We start from the raw sequence: 18,146 nt of genomic DNA, 5'->3' as shown, positions 1-18,146 counted from the left end.
CCGCCGGGCCCGCGACGCGGATCGCCGGACAGGCCCTAGCCGAGCGCGGCGACCTTCTCGCGGTAGCCCCGCGCGGGAGCCGCGTCCTTGTACGGTTCCAGGCGCCGCTCGAAGTCCCTGACGTACTCGACGGCGCGCACGGACCGCATCTGGGCCGCCTGCCCGGCGGCCTCCGCCGCCAGCGCGCACGCCTGGTCGAGCTCGCCGAGGCCGAGCCGCGCGCTGGCGAGCACCACCCGGCAGAACAGGCGGCTGCGGGCGTAGCCGGGGGCGCGCAGCTGCAGGGAGCGCTCGGCGTGCTGCGCCGCCGCCCGGAACTGCTGGAGATCGCGGTGGCAGTGCCCGAACTCGTCGGCGAGCTGTGCCTCGTCGAAGAACCGGGCCCAGTGCGGCACCTCGTCGCCGGGCCGGGCCGCCTCCATGGCGCGTTCGGCCCGCACCAGCGCGCCGGTGCACGCCCGTACCTCGCCGAGCACCCCGTGCGCGCGGGCCTCGGCGGCGTGCAGCAGCGCCTGTACGACCGGCGGGGCGCCGGTCCCGACGCCCTGCTGCGCCACCCGGGCCAGTTGCACGGCCTCCCGGCCGTGCCCCAGGTAGACGGCCTGGCGGCTCATGGTGACGAGCACGTAGGAGCCGTAGGGCCGGTCGCCGGCCGCCTGGGCGAGCCGCAGGGCCTGCACGAAGTAGCGCTGGGCGAGCCCGTGCGCGGCGATGTCGTACGAGGTCCACCCGGTGAGCCGGGTGAGGTCGGCGGCCGCCGCGAACAGGCGCCGCCCGGTCTGCTCGTCGTAGGCGCCGCGCAGCAGCGGCTCGCACTCGTGTTCCAGGTAGCGCACGAGCGCCTGCCGGGCGTGGCCGCCGCCGTAGGCGTCGTCGAGGGTGCGGAACAGGTCGGCGACCGAGCGCAGCGCGGCGATGTCGCCGCCGGTGACCCGGTGGCCGGGCGCCCGTTCGACCTGGCCGCGCGGCCGGGCCTGGGCGGTCACCGCCTCCAGCCGGCTCGTGACGGCGGCCGGGCGGCCCTGGACGGGCACCCGGGGCGCCGGGTCGCGGGTCACCCGGTCGTCGGCCTTGCCGATCAGCCAGTCCCGGCTGGGCACGACGAGACCGGCCGGGGTGAAGGCGATCCTGCGCAGCTCGGCGTGGCTGCCGGAGTCCTTGCGCCACAGCCCGCTGACGATGTCCACGGCCTCCTCCGGGGTGGCCGCGAACTCGAGCCCGGCGTACACCGGCGCGCACGCGTCCAGGCCGAGGTCCTGGGCCGTGAGCCGGCGCCCGAGCCGGCGTGTGAACACCTCGGCGATCAGCGCGGGCGTCGTCCCCCGGGGCTGCTGGCCGCGCAGCCAGCGGGTGACGGAGGTCTTGTCGTATCGGAGGTCGAGTCCGTGCTCCAGGCCGAGCTGGTCGACGCGACGGGCCAGACCGGCGTTGGAGAACCCCGCTTCTGCGATGAGCGCGGCGAGCTGGCGGTTGGGGGTGCGCTGCGCGGGTCGGTCCGTCATATGGGGTGCGTTCTCCTGCCTTACGGCCCTGCGGAAGTACCCGGACTGCCGGTGAGCAGCCCTTATGGCCTCGTGGACGGCGCGAATGTAGCGGAGAGTGAGCAGACCATCGCACAGTTCCCCGTTGATTCATCCGATCGTGTGAGGATTGCCCTCCGGGCTGACGTACGCCGGACGGTCGTACAGTGGCGTGGGCGCGCCACGCGCCTGGCACCGGTTCGCTGAGGGAGGCGCTTGCCGTGAGTGAGTTGCGGTTCGTCCGCATGGGGTTCGGCGCGGACGCCGTCGAGTACCAGGAGGCGTGGGACGAGCAGCGCCGGGTGCACGCGGCCCGGTTCGCCGACGAGGTCCCGGACACCGTCCTGCTGCTGGAGCACCCCCCGGTCTACACGGCGGGCCGCCGCACCGAGGACAGCGAGCGCCCGCTGGACGGCACCCCGGTCGTCGACGTGGACCGCGGCGGCAAGATCACCTGGCACGGCCCCGGCCAGCTCGTGGGCTACCCGATCCAGAAGCTGCCCCGCCCGGTGGACGTCGTCGCCCATGTGCGCCGCCTCGAGGAGGCCCTGATCCGCACCTGCGCCGAGTTCGGCCTGGAGACCACCCGGGTCGAGGGCCGCAGCGGGGTGTGGGTGCTCGGCGACCCGGTCGAACAGCGGCCGGCGCTCGGAGGCCTCTCCCTCGACTTCGACCCCCGGCTCACGGACGACGAGTTCGACCCCCGGCTCAACGGCCCCGAGTACGCGCCCTCCAACGCCGGCCAGCGCCGCGAGGACCGCAAGATCGCCGCCATCGGCATCCGCGTGGCCAAGGGCGTCACGATGCACGGGTTCGCGCTGAACGTGAACCCGGACAACAAGTGGTTCGACCGGATCATCCCCTGCGGCATCCGGGACGCGGGCGTCGCCTCGCTCGCCGCAGAGCTGGGCCGGGACGTCACCGTCGAGGACGTCCTGCCGGTCGTCGAGCGGCACCTGCGGGAGGTGCTGCAGAACGCGGACCTCAAGCCGCGCGCCGTGGAGAAGGCCTCCGCCTGATCCGGATACGCGCCCTGCGGCCCCGGGGTCGGCCTCAGCGGCAGGGCTCAGTTAATACGGGCGTACCCTGGTGTACGCCGAGGAATCGAAGTCACAGGGAGCCGGTCGTGTCCGCAGTCGCACCCGACGGACGCAAGATGCTGCGCCTGGAGGTCCGCAACAGCCAGACCCCCATCGAGCGCAAGCCCGAGTGGATCAAGACCCGGGCGAAAATGGGTCCCGAGTACACGAAGATGCAGAACCTCGTGAAGAGCGAGGGCCTGCACACGGTCTGCCAGGAAGCCGGCTGCCCGAACATCTACGAGTGCTGGGAGGACCGCGAGGCGACCTTCCTCATCGGCGGCGACCAGTGCACCCGGCGCTGCGACTTCTGCCAGATCGACACCGGCAAGCCCGAGGCCCTCGACCGGGACGAGCCGCGCCGCGTGGGCGAGTCCGTGGTCACCATGGACCTGAACTACGCCACCATCACCGGCGTCGCCCGCGACGACCTGGAGGACGGCGGCGCCTGGCTGTACGCGGAGACCGTCCGCCAGATCCACGCCCAGACCGCGGACCGTGAGGCCGGCCGGACCAAGGTCGAGCTGCTCGCCCCCGACTTCAACGCGGTCCCGGAGCAGCTCGCCGAGGTGTTCGAGTCCCGTCCCGAGGTCTTCGCGCACAACGTGGAGACGGTGCCGCGGATCTTCAAGCGCATCCGTCCCGGCTTCCGCTACGAGCGCTCCCTGAAGGTCATCACCGAGGCCCGCGACTTCGGCCTGGTCACCAAGTCCAACCTGATCCTCGGCATGGGCGAGACCCGCGAGGAGGTCAGCGAGGCGCTGAAGCAGCTGCACGACGCCGGCTGCGAGCTGGTCACCATCACCCAGTACCTGCGCCCCTCCGTGCGCCACCACCCGGTGGAGCGCTGGGTGAAGCCGCACGAGTTCGTGGAGCTGAAGGAGGAGGCCGAGCAGATCGGCTTCTCCGGCGTGATGTCCGGCCCGCTGGTGCGGTCGTCGTACCGCGCGGGGCGCCTCTACCAGATGGCCGTCGAGAAGCGGGGCTCCTTCGTCGCCGTCCAGGCGGTGTGAGCCGAGCGTGTGAATTCACGCACAAGGAACTACCGGCCAGTAATGGCCGAGTCTACGCGGTCCCGGCCGTCCTCGCTGATGAGGGCGCCGCCGGGGCCGCGCCGTCGTTCCGGGGTTCCGCACCAAGCCTTCATGGGCGTTTGACCGACCGGTCACGCCCTGGTAACACCGAACAGTGACCCTGGTATCACGCCCCGTATCCCACCCGTAACGAGGGGGAGCCCGATCATGCAGGCCGCGCCCGTCCGCGCCACAGCGATCCCGTCCGTCACCGACGCGCTCCGCGCCGTCGAGTCCCTGCTCATGAGCCATGGGCAGCGCACCGCCCGCCGTAACGCCTGGAACTCCGTCCTGGAGGACCGCCGCCGCGCCAAGGACCGTGTCGAGGCGCAGCGCGTGCTCGAACAGGCCGCCGCCCGCTCCTGAGCCTCCTCCCCAGCGGGCACTGCCGTCGTGGGTGCTCCCGGGGCCACGTAGACTTCGTGGCATGGCGAGGAAGGAAAACGCGGCGGACGCCGCGAACGCAGGGCGACTGAAGCAGATCGCCCTCACGTACAAGATGACCCGCAAGGTCGACACGAAGATCGGCCTTGTGCTCGCGGCTGTCGGTATCGGCACCTTCGGTGTCTTCCTCGCGATCGGCTTCTTGATCGGCCACCCGTACTACCTGGGCATCCTGGGCCTGCTGCTCGGGTTCCTGGCCACGGCGATCGTCTTCGGCCGCCGGGCCGAGCGGGCCGCCTTCGGGCAGATGGAGGGCCAGCCGGGCGCCGCAGCGGCCGTACTGGACAACATCGGCCGGGGCTGGACCACGACTCCGGCGGTGGCGATGAACCGCAGCCAGGACGTGGTGCACCGGGCGGTCGGCAAGGCGGGCATCGTGCTGGTCGCGGAGGGCAACCCGAACCGGGTGAAGAGCCTGCTGGCCGCCGAGAAGAAGAAGATGAACCGCATCGTCGCGGACGTCCCCGTGCACGACGTGATCGTCGGCACCGGTGAGGGCCAGGTCGAGCTGAAGAAGCTCCGCACGACCCTGCTCAAGTACCCGCGCGTGCTGACCGGCCCGCAGGTCACCGTCACCAACGACCGGCTGCGCGCCCTCGGCGACCTGATGACCAACATGCCGCTGCCCAAGGGCCCGATGCCGAAGGGCATGCGGATGCCGAAGGGCGGCCCGAAGACCCGCTAGGACTCCTCGTACGACGAAGGGGGCGCCCGGACCTGGTCCGGGCGCCCCCTTCGTCGTCGTGTCACGGGCGCTACAGGCGGACCTCGACGGTCTTCGCGAGCCGGTCGTGCAGGCCGCGGCCGTCGCGGTCCCAGATCAGCGCGGGGATCGCCAGGCAGAGCAGAACCGTGCGCAGCAGCGCGCGCGCCGGGTTCACCGTGCCGGTCTCCAGCGCCACGACCCGGATGCCGAAGAGGCGCTTGCCGGGGCTGAAGCCGATCGTGCCGACGGTCAGGACGCTCATCACGAAGAAGAGGAGCAGCGCCCAGTTGCTGGTGGCGGGGCTGTCGCCGTGCGTGATCAGACCGTATGCGATCAAGACGCACAGAGCCCAGTCCACGGCGAGCGCGCCCAGACGCCTGCCCGGCCGCGCGATCGAGTTCGGGCCCTGCTCGGGCAGACCGAGCTGCTCGCCCCGGTATCCGAAGTCGGCGCCGGCTTCTTCCAGCGCCGCGCGCGGCCCGGAGAGCCACGACCCCATTGCTTGCCTGTTGTCCACCCGTCCACGGTACTGTGCCCGGTCGGGAGCCCGGCGCACAGGGGTGTGTCGGGGCTACGGTGGAGGCGTGACCGGTTAACTTCTGCGAAACAAACGGGTCACGCCCGAGAAATCACCCGTCCCTAGGGTCGAGGGCAGCGTGTGCCACCGCACTGGCCGCACGAACGATCTACCACCCCGGCGGGACGGTCGGGAGTAGGAGGAGCTGGATGTTCCAGAACGCCGACGAGGCCAAGAAGTTCATCGCGGACGAGGAGGTCAAGTTCGTCGACGTCCGCTTCTGCGACCTGCCGGGCGTCATGCAGCACTTCACGTTGCCCGCCGAGGCGTTCGACCCCGACGACGAGCAGGCCTTCGACGGGTCGTCGATCCGCGGTTTCCAGGCCATCCACGAGTCGGACATGTCCCTGCGTCCCGACCTGTCCACCGCGCGCGTCGACCCGTTCCGCCGGGACAAGACGCTCAACATCAACTTCTTCATCCACGACCCGATCACCGGCGAGCAGTACTCCCGTGACCCGCGCAACGTGGCGAAGAAGGCCGAGGCCTACCTCGCCTCGACCGGTATCGCGGACACCGCGTACTTCGGCCCCGAGGCCGAGTTCTACGTCTTCGACTCGGTCCGCTTCGCGACCGGCGCGAACGAGTCCTTCTACCACATCGACTCCGAGGCGGGCGCCTGGAACACCGGCGCCCTGGAGAACAACCGCGGTTACAAGGTCCGCTACAAGGGCGGCTACTTCCCGGTCCCGCCGGTCGACCACTTCGCCGACCTGCGCGCCGAGATCTCCCTGGAGCTGGAGCGGTCCGGCCTGAAGGTCGAGCGCCAGCACCACGAGGTGGGCACCGCCGGCCAGGCCGAGATCAACTACAAGTTCAACACGCTGCTCGCCGCCGCCGACGACCTCCAGCTCTTCAAGTACATCGTGAAGAACGTGGCCTGGAAGAACGGCAAGACCGCGACCTTCATGCCGAAGCCGATCTTCGGTGACAACGGCTCGGGCATGCACGTGCACCAGTCGCTGTGGAGCAACGGCGACCCGCTGTTCTACGACGAGGCCGGTTACGCGGGCCTGTCGGACACCGCCCGCTACTACATCGGCGGCATCCTCAAGCACGCCCCGTCGCTGCTGGCCTTCACCAACCCGACGGTGAACTCGTACCACCGCCTGGTGCCGGGCTTCGAGGCGCCGATCAACCTGGTGTACTCGCAGCGCAACCGCTCCGCCGCGATGCGCATCCCGATCACCGGCTCGAACCCGAAGGCCAAGCGCGTCGAGTTCCGCGCCCCGGACTCCTCCGGCAACCCGTACCTGGCCTTCTCCGCGCTGCTGCTCGCGGGCCTGGACGGCATCAAGAACAAGATCGAGCCGGCCGAGCCGATCGACAAGGACCTCTACGAGCTGGCTCCGGAGGAGCACGCCAACGTGGCGCAGGTCCCCACCTCGCTCGGCGCGGTCCTCGACCGCCTCGAGGCCGACCACGAGTTCCTCCTCCAGGGCGACGTCTTCACGCCGGACCTGATCGAGACGTGGATCGACTACAAGCGCACCAACGAGATCGCGCCGCTGCAGCTGCGCCCGCACCCGCACGAGTTCGAGCTCTACTTCGACGTGTGACAGGCGCCCCGGGACCCGCGGGTCCCGGGGGGTTCCGTGCCGAGGGCCGCCGCCCGGACGTGTTCCGGACGGCGGCCCTCGGCCGTGCGGCCGTCAGCTACACCACGACGACCACCACGGGGGTGTTGAAGCCGTAACCGTTGTTGAAGCCGTAGCCGTTGTTGAACCCGTAGCCGTTGTTGAAGCCGTAGCCGTTGCGGAAGAAGCCGCCGCGGTCGAAGCAGCCGCCCCGGCTGTTGAAGCAGCCGCGGTCGGTGCTGACCCGCGTGACCTGGCTGTGGGTGGCCGCCGACGCGCCCGTCGCCGTACCGACGACGGCTCCGCCCGCCATCAGGACGCCGACGGCGGACACTGCGGCGAGGCGCCTCGCGCGATGTGCATTCATGGATCCACCTTCCTTCCACCCCTCGTGCGGCTTTCCGGGCACGAGTCGGATGGCCGCGGCCTCGGAGCGAGAGTCCGGCGCGGTCGTAGGGGGCGCCGCACGGATGTCGTGGCAGGGCGTCACCATGAGGCACCCCGCAGTGCGGCTTCTGCTGTCGATGCTAGCCGCCCGCAGGTCACCCGGCATCCTGGGGCAACCATTGCCGCTTCCCAGCGCTCCTATTCCCGGGGGATCATCACCCCTGGCTCTGTCCGACGAGAGAGGTTGAACGGGGATGCCCGAACAGGACGACTGGGAGAAAGAGTTCGATCACAGGTGGGCGAACTCGGCGGAACACAAAGAGCCTTCGGCTCGCGCCCGGATGCTCGCCGCCCGCTGGAAGGAGAACCCCCCGGACCCGGCGCCCTTCCGCGCCGACCCGGAGCGGACGGCACCGCGCCGCTCCTCGTGGGTGTCGACGGTCGTGGTCCTGGGCTGCGTGGCCGCGGTGATAGTCCTGCTCGGCTACGCCCAGCTCCACTCGCCGTACTGACCCGTCACCCGGCGTGAACGGCCCGCCGAGGACCTTCGCAGCGGTATCCGCAGGTGCACACTGGACTACGGGACGAGTGCCTGACCGTGGGGTGGTGCAAGATGCAGAGCCGCTTCCGGAGCGATCGGCGGCTGACCGTACGGATGACGGTCACGCTGTTCCTGCTCGGGCTGCTGTACGTGGCCTTCGTCGCCGCGTTGATCGTGTTTCTCAAGTCCTGGCTGCTGGTCGTCGTGGTGGTCGGGGCGATGTTCGTGGCGCAGTTCTGGTTCTCCGACCGGATCGCCATGTTCGCCATGCGCGGGCGGGTCGTGGAGCGGGAGGAGTATCCAGAGCTGCACGCCGTGGTCGACCGGCTGTGCGCGATCGCGGACATGCCGAAGCCGGTGGTCGCCGTCTCCGACATGGGCATGCCGAACGCGTTCGCGACCGGGCGCAACCCCGACAACGCCGTGGTCTGCGTGACCACCGGGCTGCTGCGCCGCCTGGAGCCCGCCGAGCTGGAGGGCGTGCTCGCGCACGAGCTGTCGCACGTGGCGCACAAGGACGTCGCGGTCATCACCATCGCGTCGTTCCTCGGGGTGATCGCCGGGCTCATCGTGCGGTTCGCCTTCTACTCGCAGATCCTCGGCGGCGGCCGCAGGGACCAGAACACCGCCGCCGTCTTCGCCGCCGTCATGGCCGTCTCGGCGGCCGTGTACGCGATCAGCTTCCTGCTGATCCGGGCGCTGTCCCGGTACCGGGAGCTGGCGGCCGACCGGGCCGCCGCGCACCTGACCGGACGGCCCTCGGCTCTGGCGTCGGCGCTCACCAAGGTCTCCGGGGACATCGCCCGGATCCCGACCGAGGACCTGCGCACGGCCCAGGCCTTCAACGCCTTCTACTTCACTCCGGCGACCGGCCGGGAGCCCGGCGTCGAGCGGTTCTTCTCCACCCACCCGACCCTGCAGCAGCGGCTCGACCAGCTCGGGCGGATCTCCGCGGAGCTGGGCGAGGCGGCCGCTCCCGGGAAGGCGGGCTGAGGATGGGGCTGCTGGACATCCTGCTCGGCCGTACCAAACCGGTCGCACCCGATCTGGACCAGCTCTTCGCGCTGCCCTCGGCGGCGATCACCCTGCAGGCGGCGGCCGGGTTCGCCCCGGCCGGCGTCGGCGCGGTGTGCTTCGCGACGGTCGAGGGCCCGGCCTTCGAGCAGACCCACCGCGAGATCCAGGAGCTGCTCGACGCGGACGCCGACCGGGCGGGGAGCCCGGTGGAACTCAGCCGGGACGACTACGGCTACTCCTGGCTGGTCTCGCGCCGGCCCCCCGACGAGCTGATCCAGCTCGTCAACGACCTGCACGCGGTGAACACCTCCCTTGAGGCCAACGGCTTCGGCCCCCAGTTGCTGTGCTCCCTGGTCGCCTTCACCGACGCGGCCGGCCGCAGGCTGGCCCTCGTCTATCTGTACAAGCGCGGTTCGTTCTTCCCCTTCGCCCCGCTGCCCGGCGGCTCAGAACGCCGGGACAGCGCCCTCGAACTCCAGGTGAAGGCGGCGCTCGCGAGCGACCTGCGGATCGAGCCGGATCTCGGCCGGTGGTTCCCGGTGTGGGGCGCGCCCGGTCTGTGACGACCGGGGGCGCCTCTGCTCACCTGCTCTTCTCGCGCGCCTGGCGCCGGGTCTCGAAGGGGCGCTCGCGGCGGTAGCGGCGCTCCCACCTGGCCTGGCGGTCACGGCGCTCGCGGTACGCCCGGTAGGAGTCGGGAACGGCGCCCGTACCGCTCGGCGGGGGCGTGGCGGGTGCGCCCCGGCCGTACTTCGCGTACAGGTACAGCAGCGCGCCGGCGGCGAGCCACCAGGTGTGGTTCCCGAATCCGAGGATCACCAGGACGGCGGTCCCGGTGCTGACGATGCCACGCATGACGGACCTCCTCCATGAGGTGAGCGGGGACGTGTTGTCGGCTTCGCGGTGTTTGTTCAGAGTAGGGAGTCCGCTTCCGGCTGCGCACCTCGTTTTTCCGCGCGGACCGGGGGCCGTGAGTGAATGGCCCGCATGAGCCGACTCCCTTCACCCACGGGTGAGTTCGACGATTTCGTGTGCGCGTCCGACGGTGAGCGCGTTCGCGGGGTGAGCGCCGGTCCGCCCGGGCGGGCGACGGCCGTGCTCCTGCACGGCGCGGGCAACGGCGGCAAGGAGCGGCTGCTGCCGCTGCTCGCCGAGTTCGCCGCCCACGGCGCGCACGCCCTGGCCTTCGACTTCTCCGGGCACGGCGAAAGCAGCGGCGCACTCGCGGAGTCGAGCCTGCGGCGCCGGTTCGCGCAGGCGGCCGCGGTGATCGACGGGCACGCACCGGCGGACGATCCGCTGGTGCTGGTCGGGTTCAGCATGAGCGGGCACACGGTCGCGGATCTGGTCCGGCACTACGGGCGCCGGGTGGCGGCCGTGGGCCTGTGCGCGCCCGCCGTGTACGCGCCGGAGGCCTGGGAGGAGCCCTTCGGCGACGGCGGCGGGCGGTTCAGCGAGATCATCCGCACGCCCGGGAGCTGGCGGACCTCCCCGGCGCCGTTGGCGCTGAGCGCCTTCGAGGGACGGGCGGTGCTGGCGGTGCCGGGCACGGACGCGGTGATCCCGCCGGAGGTGACGGAGGCCGTGGAGGGCGCGCTGTCGGCCCGCGCCCAGTACACCCGGCTCGACCTCCCGGACGCCGGGCACCGGCTGGGCCTGTGGTTCCGGGACCACCCCGAGGACCGGCGCGCGCTGGTGTCCGCGCTGCTGGAGGGGCTCGAGGAACAAGGCTGGGCGGCGACCCGCGGCTGGGTGGCCGGGCAGTTGCCCCGGGGCCGCGAGGTCGTGGGCTCCCGCCGGCTGTCCGGGGGCTGGTCGGCGCAGATGCGGGGGCTCACCCTCGACGACGGGGATGAGCTGGTGCTCCGCACGTTCGTGCGACCGTTCTTCCGGCGGCACGCCCCGGGGCTGCTGTCCCGGGAGGCGGCGGTGCTCGGTCTGCTCGCCGGGCAGGAGGGCGTCCCGGCCCCGGCCCTGGTCGCCGTCGACGCCACCGCCGAGCACTGCGACCACCCCAGCCTGCTGATGACCCGGGTGCCGGGCACGGTGCGGGTGGACGACGAGGACGGGGAGCTGCTGGACCGGCGACTGGACCTGCTCGCCGCCCAACTGGTCCGCATCCACGCGGTCGAGCCGGCCGAGCGCCCACGCCCGTACCAGGCGTGGACCTCACCGGAGCGGGTCCGCACGCCGGGCGGCGCGCTGTGGGAGCGGGCGGTCGACGTGATCCGGCGCGAGCCGCCGGCGTACAGCGGCCGGTTCCTGCACCGGGACTACCACCCGGGCAACGTGCTGTTCACCGGGGCGGGGGACGGGCTCCGGGTGGGCGGGGTGGTGGACTGGGTGGAGACCTCCTGGGGCCCGGCCGACCTGGACGTCGCCCACTGCTCCACGGCGCTGGCCCTGCTGCACGGCCCCCGGCACGGGCTGGCCTTCCGGGACCGGTACGAGCGGCACGGCGGCCACGGCCTGGCGGACGGGCCGGACCACCTGTACTGGCGGCTGCTCGACGCGCTGGCCGGCTCCCCCGACGCGGCGAAACTGGCCGGGCCCTGGCGCGAGCTGGGGCGCACGGACCTGACGCCCGGGGTGCTGGGCGAGCGGCTGACGGAGTACGTGGGCGCGCTGATGGAGCGGTACGGCTGAATCCGGGGCGCCGGTCACCGGCTGTCGGTGGTGTCGGCGATGCTTGGGGCACGGTGAGCGACGGGGAGGTCGGCATGGGCGGCGCACGGCGGCGCATCGGCACGGAGGAGCGGCGGGCGCGGCTGGCGCTGCGTCACCGTCTCGCGGACACGGCACGGGCGGCGGCGCCCGAGGAGGTGGCGGACTCCCTGGTGGCCCTGCACGGCTCGGACCCGGCGACGGTGTACCTGGCGGTGGCCGCGCGGCTCGCCGACGCGGCGAAGGCGGTGCAGGAGACGGAACGCGCGCTGTACGACGACCGCACGCTCGTCCGTATGCACGGCATGCGGCACACCGTGTTCGTGTTCCCCACGGAGCTGACCGCCGTCGTGCACGCCTCCACGGGCCTCACCGTGGCCGCGCGGGAACGCGCCTCGCTGGTCAAGGACATGGCCGGGGCGGGCGCGCCGGACGCGGCCTGGCTGGCGGAGGTCGAGGCGTCCACGCTGGCGGCGCTGGCCCGGCGCGGCCAGGCGACGGCGGCGGAGCTGACGGCGGACGAGCCCCGGCTGCGCGAGCGGTTCGTGTACGCGGCGGGCAAGAGCTACGAGGGCGTCCACACGGTGTCCTCGCGCCTGCTGCGCGTGCTCGGGGTGGAGGGCAAGGTGGTCCGGGGCCGCCCGCTCGGCTCCTGGACGTCCAGCCAGTTCCGCTGGGCGCCGGCGCCGCCGCACCCGGAGCTGGATCCGGCGCGGGCCCAGGCCGCCCTGCTGGAGCGCTGGCTGCGGGCCTGCGGGCCGGCGACGGAGGCGGACCTGAAGTGGTGGACCGGCTGGCGGGTGACGGAGGTGCGCCGCGCCCTGGCCGCGACCGGCGCGCACCAGGTCGCCCTGGAGGAGGGCACGGGGTTCGTGGCGGCCGGTGACGTGGACCCGGTGGCGGCCCCCGGCCGGCCCTGGGCGGCCCTGCTGCCGGCGCTGGACCCGACGGCCATGGCCTGGCAGCGGCGCGACTGGTACCTGTCCGACGGGCTGCGCCCGGAGCTGTACGACCGCAGCGGCAACGTGGGCCCGACGGTGTGGTGGAACGGCCGGGTGGTGGGCGGCTGGGCCCAGCGCGCGGACGGCGGGATCGTCTGGCGGATCCCGGACGCGGGCGTGCGCCGGGAGGCGGAGCCGGCGGTGGCGGCCGAGGCGCAGCGGCTGCGGGGGTGGCTGGGGACGACGCGGGTCACCCCGCGGTTCCGCACCCCGCTGGAGCGGGAGTTGTCGGCCTGACGGTCCGGGTGCCCCGCGCAGGCCCGGGGCACCCGGCGCCGGTTCTCACCGGGTGTAACGCATCAGCGCCCGCACCATGTGGCACGTGGTGGCCGACGGCGGGTGCACGCCGATCCGCTCGGCGGTGCTGCGGATCGTCTCGTCGTGGGCCTGGCCGGGCAGGTAGACGCCGGTGTCGAGCAGGGCTATGGCGAGGCGCATGGCCTTCAGGCGCCGGTTGTGGGTGACGTACCACTCGCGCGGCCGCCCGGCCGGCAGCGGACGCTTCGCCATCGGCACGTAGGGCGAGTCGAGCCGGACGGCGCGCTTGGCGGTGGACTGGGTCGGCAACGGCTTGGGCTTCAGGGCGGCAGCGGGCACGGGCATCCTCCTGTCGCGGTCGGGGCGCCCGCCGGAAGGTCTCCGGCGATCCCCTCGAACACTGCTTCCATTCTACCGCCGGGCACTGACATTCGGGCAGCCCGAGTGTCCGTCAAACTCCCAGGTAACAGGTGTAGTTGGCGGTCGGTCACGGCAGTTCCGGAAGAGGCGGACGGGGCTCGGGGAAATCGAACAGACCGGTCGCCCGCGCCCGGCCGTGACGCGGGCGCGAGGCGGGTCTCGCGTACGGTGTGCCGCATGGAGATCTGGATCAACCCGGCCTGTTCGAAGTGCCGCGGCGCCCTCGGCCTGCTCGACGCCGAGGGGGCCGACTACACCGTGCGCCGCTACCTGGAGGACGTGCCGGGCGAGGACGAGATCAGGGCCGTGCTCGGCCGGCTCAGGCTCGAGCCGTGGGACATCACCCGCACCCAGGAGGCCGCCGCGAAGGAACTGGGCCTCAAGGACTGGGCACGGGACGGGAGCACGCGGGACCGGTGGATCACGGCCCTCGCCGAGCACCCGAAGCTGATCCAGCGCCCGATCATCACGGCGGACGACGGCACCGCCCTGGTGGCCCGCACCGAGGACGCCGTGCGCGAGGCGGTGTCCCGGAGCAAGGGCTGAGCGGCGCCCGACCGCGCTGTGACGCAGGTTACCCGGACGAACACCGGTGACCGCTGAGCAACCCTGTTCGGGATCTCGTACATAGCGGCGTACGCTCCCCTACCTCTTCAGGAGGCGCGCATGTCGCGCAGGAGAACTCTCAGCACGAAGAAGAAGCTCGCGCTGCTCGTCAGCGCCGCGGCGGTGGCGGGCGGCGGGGCCTTCGCGCTGGCGTCCACCTCGAACGCCGCACAGAGTCCGCAGAACGCCCGGACGCTGTCCGCCGGGGACTCCACGGTGTGCCAGGGGCTGGCCACGGCCCACGGCAACAACGACCGGTTCATCGCGGACCAGAAGGCCAACCCGGACGCGCAGTCGGCGGCCCGGATCGCCAACCGCGAGGCGGTCGTCAAGCAGATCGAGGTCCAGCAGAAGGCCGCCGGATGCACCGTTGGGGAGTCGGCTCAGGGCTCCCAGGCGGCGCAGGGCGGCCAGCAGGGCAACGCTCAGCAGGGCGCCGGCGCCCAGGCCGGCGGGGCGCAGGCCGGCGGGGCGCAGCAGTCCGCGCAGCCCTCGGCCCCGGCGGCCGGCGGGAACGGCGCGGCCGGCGGCGCGGCCACCGGCCAGCAGGTCTGCGCGGGTTCGACCGTGACGCTCTCCGGCGAGGGCGGCGCCCCGGCCGCTTCCAGCAACCAGTTCCCGGCCGGCACGACCCTGAAGGTCACCAACCTGGACAACAACAAGTCCACGACCGTGAAGGTCACCTCGGTCTCCGGCAGTTGCGTGCTGCTGAACAACGCCGCCTTCGAACAGGTGCGGGAGCCGGGCAAGTTCCTCATCCGCCGCGCGGTGATCGAGAAGGTGGGGTGAGACCCGGCCGGTGAGACGCCGGCCGGCGGGGCGCGGGCCGCGACGGCACCGGCCGGGCAGGGAACAGGTACGCCGCCTCGTACCCGGCGCGACAGCCGGCCGGGTGCAGGAGGAACAGGCGGCGTACCCCCGGCCCCGGTGCCGCGCGGTCCGCCGCCCGTTCCGCCGGCGGCCGTCGTACGCAACCGCGCGCCGCCCCACCGCGTGAGTCCGGACACAGAACGGCCGGGTAACACGGGGTTCACATACGGGCAATGGCCGGGAAATCGCCTGTTGACAGGCTGCCGGGCAGATCGAGGCGGCGCACCGGTGCCGCAGCGCCGCCGGCACCCGCGAGTGCGACCGACCACCCCGGAGGATGTGGCCCCGTGACCTTCAAGGCTGAGTACATCTGGATCGACGGCACCGAGCCGACGGCCAAGCTGCGTTCCAAGACGAAGATCATCACGGGTGCGCCCGCCGGCCTCGGGTCGCTGCCGATCTGGGGCTTCGACGGCTCCTCCACCAACCAGGCCGAGGGCCACGCCTCGGACCGCGTGCTCAAGCCGGTCTTCACCTGCCCGGACCCGATCCGCGGCGGCGACGACATCCTGGTGCTGTGCGAGGTCCTCGACATCGACATGACCCCGCACCGGTCCAACACCCGTGCCGCGCTGGCCGAGGTCGCCGGGCGGTTCGCCGCGCAGGAGCCGATCTTCGGCATCGAGCAGGAGTACACCTTCTTCGACGGCACCCGCCCGCTCGGCTTCCCCGAGAACGGCTTCCCGGCCCCGCAGGGCGGCTACTACTGCGGTGTCGGCGCCGACGAGATCTTCGGCCGTGACGTCGTCGAGGCCCACCTCGACAACTGCCTGAAGGCGGGCCTGGGCATCTCCGGCATCAACGCCGAGGTCATGCCGGGCCAGTGGGAGTTCCAGGTCGGCCCGCTCGCCCCGCTGGAGGTCTCCGACCAGCTCTGGGTGGCCCGCTGGCTGCTGTACCGCACCGCCGAGGACTTCGGCGTCTCCGCGACCCTGGACCCCAAGCCGGTCAAGGGCGACTGGAACGGCGCCGGCGCGCACACCAACTTCTCCACCAAGGCGATGCGCGAGGGCTACGACGCGATCATCACCGCGTGCGAGTCGCTCGGCGAGGGCTCCAAGCCGCTCGACCACGTGAAGAACTACGGCGCCGGCATCGACGACCGCCTCACCGGCCTGCACGAGACCGCCCCGTGGAACGAGTACTCCTACGGCGTCTCGAACCGCGGCGCATCGGTGCGCATCCCGTGGCAGGTCGAGAAGGACGGCAAGGGCTACATCGAGGACCGCCGCCCGAACGCCAACGTCGACCCGTACGTGGTGACCCGCCTGCTGGTGGACACCTGCTGCTCCGCGCTGGAGAAGGCCGGCCAGGTCTGATCCGCGCCGCCCGCCCGAGGGGCGCCCGCCAGGACGGCGGGCGCCCCTGCGGCGTCCCGGGGACGGGCGGGCGTCCAAGCTGTGAGAGAAGGGTCCTGCCGGGGGCCCGTATCTGCTTCAATGGGCCCATGGCCAGCTTCCAGAACCGCACCGCGACGGGTCGCCACGACCTCGAGCCGTTCTGGCCCTCCCGTCAGCACCACGACTTCGACCGGGTGTGTTGCCGCGCGGCGAACGCGCGGGCCCTCTAAAGCCGTACACCCCGGCCTTCGGCCAGCGCGGAACGACGTACGTCCCCGGCGCGCCCGACCACGAATCGCGGCCGCCGCACCTTCCGACGAACTCCTCGCGCGAAAGAGCTGACCTCTCATGGCGACCACTCGTTCCCTCTCCACCGCCACCCTCCCCGCCCCCGCCGGCGCCCAGAGCGGCTCCCGTCACCGACTGCGGGCCGTCGACCGGGACGAGGTGGTGGACGTCGCGGACTTCCTGCCGCCGGGCGCCACCTGGCTGCCCGCGCCGCAGCACACCCTGCCCGCCCTCCCCGGACAGCCCCCGATGGTCGGTTACCTGGTGCTGGTCCCGGCCGACCAGCGGCCGCCCTTCCTGCCGGCCGCGGTGCCGGACGGCCCCGGCGCGGCGGCCGGGGCGGACGGGGACCCGCTGGTGCGGATCGACCCGGTGCAGCGCACCGTCAGCGTCGACGGCCGCGAACTCGACCTCACCTACCTGGAGTTCGAGCTGCTCGCCCATCTCGTGGCCAACCCGAACCGGGTGCACACCCGCGACCAGCTCGTGACCACCGTCTGGGGCTACGGCCACGTCGGCGACGGCCGGACCGTCGACGTCCACATCGCCCGGCTCCGCCGCAAGCTGGGCGAACGGCACCGCCGCGCGATCCAGACGGTGCGCCGGGTCGGCTACAAGTACACCCCGCCGACCGGGGACTGAGCCGGGCCGTCTGCCCTCGGCAGACGGCCCTTCCCTCCCCGGGCCGCACCGGTCACGCTCACCGGTATGAGACTTCTGGTGCTGGGCGGTACGGAGTTCGTGGGCAGGACCGTCGTGGAGGCCGCGCTCGCCCGCGGCTGGGAGGTGACCGTCTTCCACCGGGGACGGCACGCGCCGCCCCCGGGGGTGCGGTCGCTGCACGGCGACCGCACCGCGCCCGGCGGGCTCGCCGCCCTCGCCGGGGACGACGGCTCCTGGGACGCGGTGGTCGACACCTGGTCGGCGGCGCCCCGCGCGGTCCTGGAGGCGGCGCGCCTGCTGCGCGGCCGCGCCGGCCGGTACGCGTACGTCTCCAGCCGGTCCGTGTACGCCTGGCCCTGGCCGACGGGGGCCCGTGAGGACGCCCCGCTGGTCGAGGGCGCCGCCGCCGACGCGGGGGCGGCGGACTACGCCCGGGACAAGCGGGGCGGCGAACTCGCGGCCGTGGCGGCCTTCGGCGCCGGCGACTCGCTGCTGGTCCGGGCCGGGCTGATCCTCGGCCCGTACGAGAACGTGGGCCGGCTGCCCTGGTGGCTGAACCGGATCGCCCGCGGCGGCCCGGTCCTGGCGCCGGGGCCGCGCGGCCTGGCCGTGCAGTACATCGACGTGCGCGACCTCGCCGGCTGGCTGCTCGGCGCCCTGGAGCGGGCGCTGAGCGGCCCGTACGACCTGGTCGGGCCGCCGGGTACGACCACCATGGGCGAACTGCTGGAGGCATGCGTCCGGACGACCGGCGCGGACGCGGAACTGTGCTGGACGGACCCGCGGCCGATCCTGGACGCCGGCATCGAGCCGTGGACCGGGCTGCCGGTGTGGGTGCCGCCGGACAGCGAGATGTACGACGCCGTGCACCGCTCGGACGTCTCCCGGGCCCTGGCCACGGGGCTGGAGTGCCGGCCCGTGGGCAAGACCGTCGCGGACACCTGGCGATGGCTGACCGGGATCGGGGGCTCGGCGCCGCAGCGGCCCGACCGGAGCTTCAAGGGTGTCGCCCCCGAGGTGGAGGCGCGGGTGCTCGCCGCGGCCCGGGGTGTACCTGGCGCCACCCCCTGACCGGGGGCTTCGGGCCAGTGACCGCCGCACCGGGGTCGGCCAGA

Annotated in this window: 20 protein-coding genes; 15 read left to right on the top strand and 5 right to left on the bottom strand. The window is 72.8% G+C overall.

Translation table 11 applies throughout. The features are described from left to right. Positions 1-35: 35 nt before the first annotated feature. Positions 36-1,502 (bottom strand): regulator, encoded by a 1,467-nt coding sequence (locus ACFQ9Z_RS06140; RefSeq protein WP_383011413.1) that lies wholly within the window; start codon positions 1,500-1,502, stop codon positions 36-38. Positions 1,503-1,741: 239 nt separating this feature from the next. Here ACFQ9Z_RS06140 and lipB point away from each other — a divergent pair, with 239 nt between their 5' ends. The 4 genes from lipB (at position 1,742) to ACFQ9Z_RS06120 (ending at position 4,801) form a co-directional block, all read left to right on the top strand. Next, positions 1,742-2,539, top strand: a complete 798-nt coding sequence (gene lipB / locus ACFQ9Z_RS06135) for a lipoyl(octanoyl) transferase LipB (protein ID WP_383011410.1) — start codon at positions 1,742-1,744, stop codon at positions 2,537-2,539. A 107-nt stretch (positions 2,540-2,646) separates the two neighbouring features. Beyond that, entirely contained in the window at positions 2,647-3,612 is a 966-nt protein-coding gene (lipA, locus tag ACFQ9Z_RS06130; protein WP_383011407.1) for a lipoyl synthase, read from the top strand. 228 nt (positions 3,613-3,840) lie between these two features. Next, positions 3,841-4,038, top strand: coding sequence for a hypothetical protein (locus ACFQ9Z_RS06125; RefSeq protein ID WP_383011404.1), 198 nt, complete (start codon positions 3,841-3,843; stop codon positions 4,036-4,038). A 61-nt stretch (positions 4,039-4,099) separates the two neighbouring features. Beyond that, positions 4,100-4,801, top strand: coding sequence for a DUF4191 domain-containing protein (locus ACFQ9Z_RS06120; RefSeq protein WP_383011401.1), 702 nt, complete (start codon positions 4,100-4,102; stop codon positions 4,799-4,801). Positions 4,802-4,871: 70 nt separating this feature from the next. Here ACFQ9Z_RS06120 and ACFQ9Z_RS06115 read toward each other — a convergent pair whose 3' ends face one another. After that, positions 4,872-5,339, bottom strand: a complete 468-nt coding sequence (locus tag ACFQ9Z_RS06115) for an RDD family protein (RefSeq protein WP_383011398.1) — start codon at positions 5,337-5,339, stop codon at positions 4,872-4,874. A gap of 209 nt (positions 5,340-5,548) precedes the next feature. Between ACFQ9Z_RS06115 and glnA the strand changes: the two genes are divergently transcribed. Further along, positions 5,549-6,958, top strand: a complete 1,410-nt coding sequence (gene glnA, locus ACFQ9Z_RS06110) for a type I glutamate--ammonia ligase (RefSeq protein ID WP_383011395.1) — start codon at positions 5,549-5,551, stop codon at positions 6,956-6,958. Positions 6,959-7,055: 97 nt separating this feature from the next. On the opposite strand, the gene ACFQ9Z_RS06105 is transcribed toward glnA, so the two are convergent. Further along, positions 7,056-7,343 (bottom strand): hypothetical protein, encoded by a 288-nt coding sequence (locus tag ACFQ9Z_RS06105; protein WP_383011392.1) that lies wholly within the window; start codon positions 7,341-7,343, stop codon positions 7,056-7,058. A 274-nt stretch (positions 7,344-7,617) separates the two neighbouring features. Between ACFQ9Z_RS06105 and ACFQ9Z_RS06100 the strand changes: the two genes are divergently transcribed. The 3 genes from ACFQ9Z_RS06100 to ACFQ9Z_RS06090 all read left to right on the top strand — a co-directional run bounded on the left by ACFQ9Z_RS06100 (position 7,618) and on the right by ACFQ9Z_RS06090 (position 9,484). After that, positions 7,618-7,875, top strand: a complete 258-nt coding sequence (locus ACFQ9Z_RS06100) for a hypothetical protein (RefSeq protein ID WP_383011389.1) — start codon at positions 7,618-7,620, stop codon at positions 7,873-7,875. Between the two features lie 101 nt (positions 7,876-7,976). Then, entirely contained in the window at positions 7,977-8,897 is a 921-nt protein-coding gene (gene htpX / locus ACFQ9Z_RS06095; protein ID WP_383011386.1) for a zinc metalloprotease HtpX, read from the top strand. 2 nt (positions 8,898-8,899) lie between these two features. Continuing rightward, complete coding sequence (locus ACFQ9Z_RS06090; RefSeq protein ID WP_383011383.1) at positions 8,900-9,484, top strand: hypothetical protein; 585 nt, start codon at positions 8,900-8,902, stop codon at positions 9,482-9,484. A gap of 19 nt (positions 9,485-9,503) precedes the next feature. Here the strand turns inward: ACFQ9Z_RS06090 and ACFQ9Z_RS06085 are convergent, their stop codons facing one another. Beyond that, positions 9,504-9,776, bottom strand: a complete 273-nt coding sequence (locus ACFQ9Z_RS06085; protein WP_383011380.1) for a hypothetical protein — start codon at positions 9,774-9,776, stop codon at positions 9,504-9,506. A gap of 132 nt (positions 9,777-9,908) precedes the next feature. Between ACFQ9Z_RS06085 and ACFQ9Z_RS06080 the strand changes: the two genes are divergently transcribed. Then, a complete protein-coding gene (locus tag ACFQ9Z_RS06080; RefSeq protein ID WP_383011376.1) occupies positions 9,909-11,567 on the top strand; it encodes an alpha/beta fold hydrolase in 1,659 nt (552 codons plus the stop codon). A gap of 74 nt (positions 11,568-11,641) precedes the next feature. Beyond that, complete coding sequence (locus ACFQ9Z_RS06075) at positions 11,642-12,823, top strand: winged helix DNA-binding domain-containing protein (RefSeq protein ID WP_383011845.1); 1,182 nt, start codon at positions 11,642-11,644, stop codon at positions 12,821-12,823. Between the two features lie 45 nt (positions 12,824-12,868). On the opposite strand, the gene ACFQ9Z_RS06070 is transcribed toward ACFQ9Z_RS06075, so the two are convergent. Then, the gene (locus ACFQ9Z_RS06070; RefSeq protein WP_383011373.1) at positions 12,869-13,183 is read right to left on the bottom strand and encodes a hypothetical protein; all 315 of its coding nucleotides are present in this window, start codon (positions 13,181-13,183) and stop codon (positions 12,869-12,871) included. 258 nt (positions 13,184-13,441) lie between these two features. On the opposite strand from ACFQ9Z_RS06070, the gene ACFQ9Z_RS06065 reads away from it, so the two are divergent. The 5 genes from ACFQ9Z_RS06065 to ACFQ9Z_RS06045 all read left to right on the top strand — a co-directional run bounded on the left by ACFQ9Z_RS06065 (position 13,442) and on the right by ACFQ9Z_RS06045 (position 18,102). Further along, positions 13,442-13,810 carry an arsenate reductase family protein gene (locus tag ACFQ9Z_RS06065; protein WP_383011370.1) on the top strand — a complete coding sequence of 123 codons (369 nt, stop codon included), beginning with the start codon at positions 13,442-13,444 and terminating at the stop codon, positions 13,808-13,810. A 120-nt stretch (positions 13,811-13,930) separates the two neighbouring features. Then, entirely contained in the window at positions 13,931-14,659 is a 729-nt protein-coding gene (locus ACFQ9Z_RS06060) for a hypothetical protein (RefSeq protein ID WP_383011367.1), read from the top strand. Between the two features lie 368 nt (positions 14,660-15,027). After that, positions 15,028-16,059, top strand: coding sequence for a glutamine synthetase (gene glnII / locus ACFQ9Z_RS06055; protein WP_383011364.1), 1,032 nt, complete (start codon positions 15,028-15,030; stop codon positions 16,057-16,059). Between the two features lie 369 nt (positions 16,060-16,428). Continuing rightward, a complete protein-coding gene (locus ACFQ9Z_RS06050) occupies positions 16,429-17,010 on the top strand; it encodes a winged helix-turn-helix domain-containing protein (protein ID WP_383011361.1) in 582 nt (193 codons plus the stop codon). Between the two features lie 66 nt (positions 17,011-17,076). Beyond that, positions 17,077-18,102, top strand: coding sequence for an NAD-dependent epimerase/dehydratase family protein (locus ACFQ9Z_RS06045; RefSeq protein ID WP_383011358.1), 1,026 nt, complete (start codon positions 17,077-17,079; stop codon positions 18,100-18,102). The last annotated feature ends 44 nt before the right edge of the window (positions 18,103-18,146 follow it).

It is taken from the genome of Streptomyces sp. NPDC056580 (genome assembly GCF_042793175.1).
Classification (GTDB): Bacteria; Actinomycetota; Actinomycetes; order Streptomycetales; family Streptomycetaceae; genus Streptomyces.
Note: the sequence above shows the minus strand (reverse complement) of the source record. Positions and strands in the feature narration are given on the sequence as shown.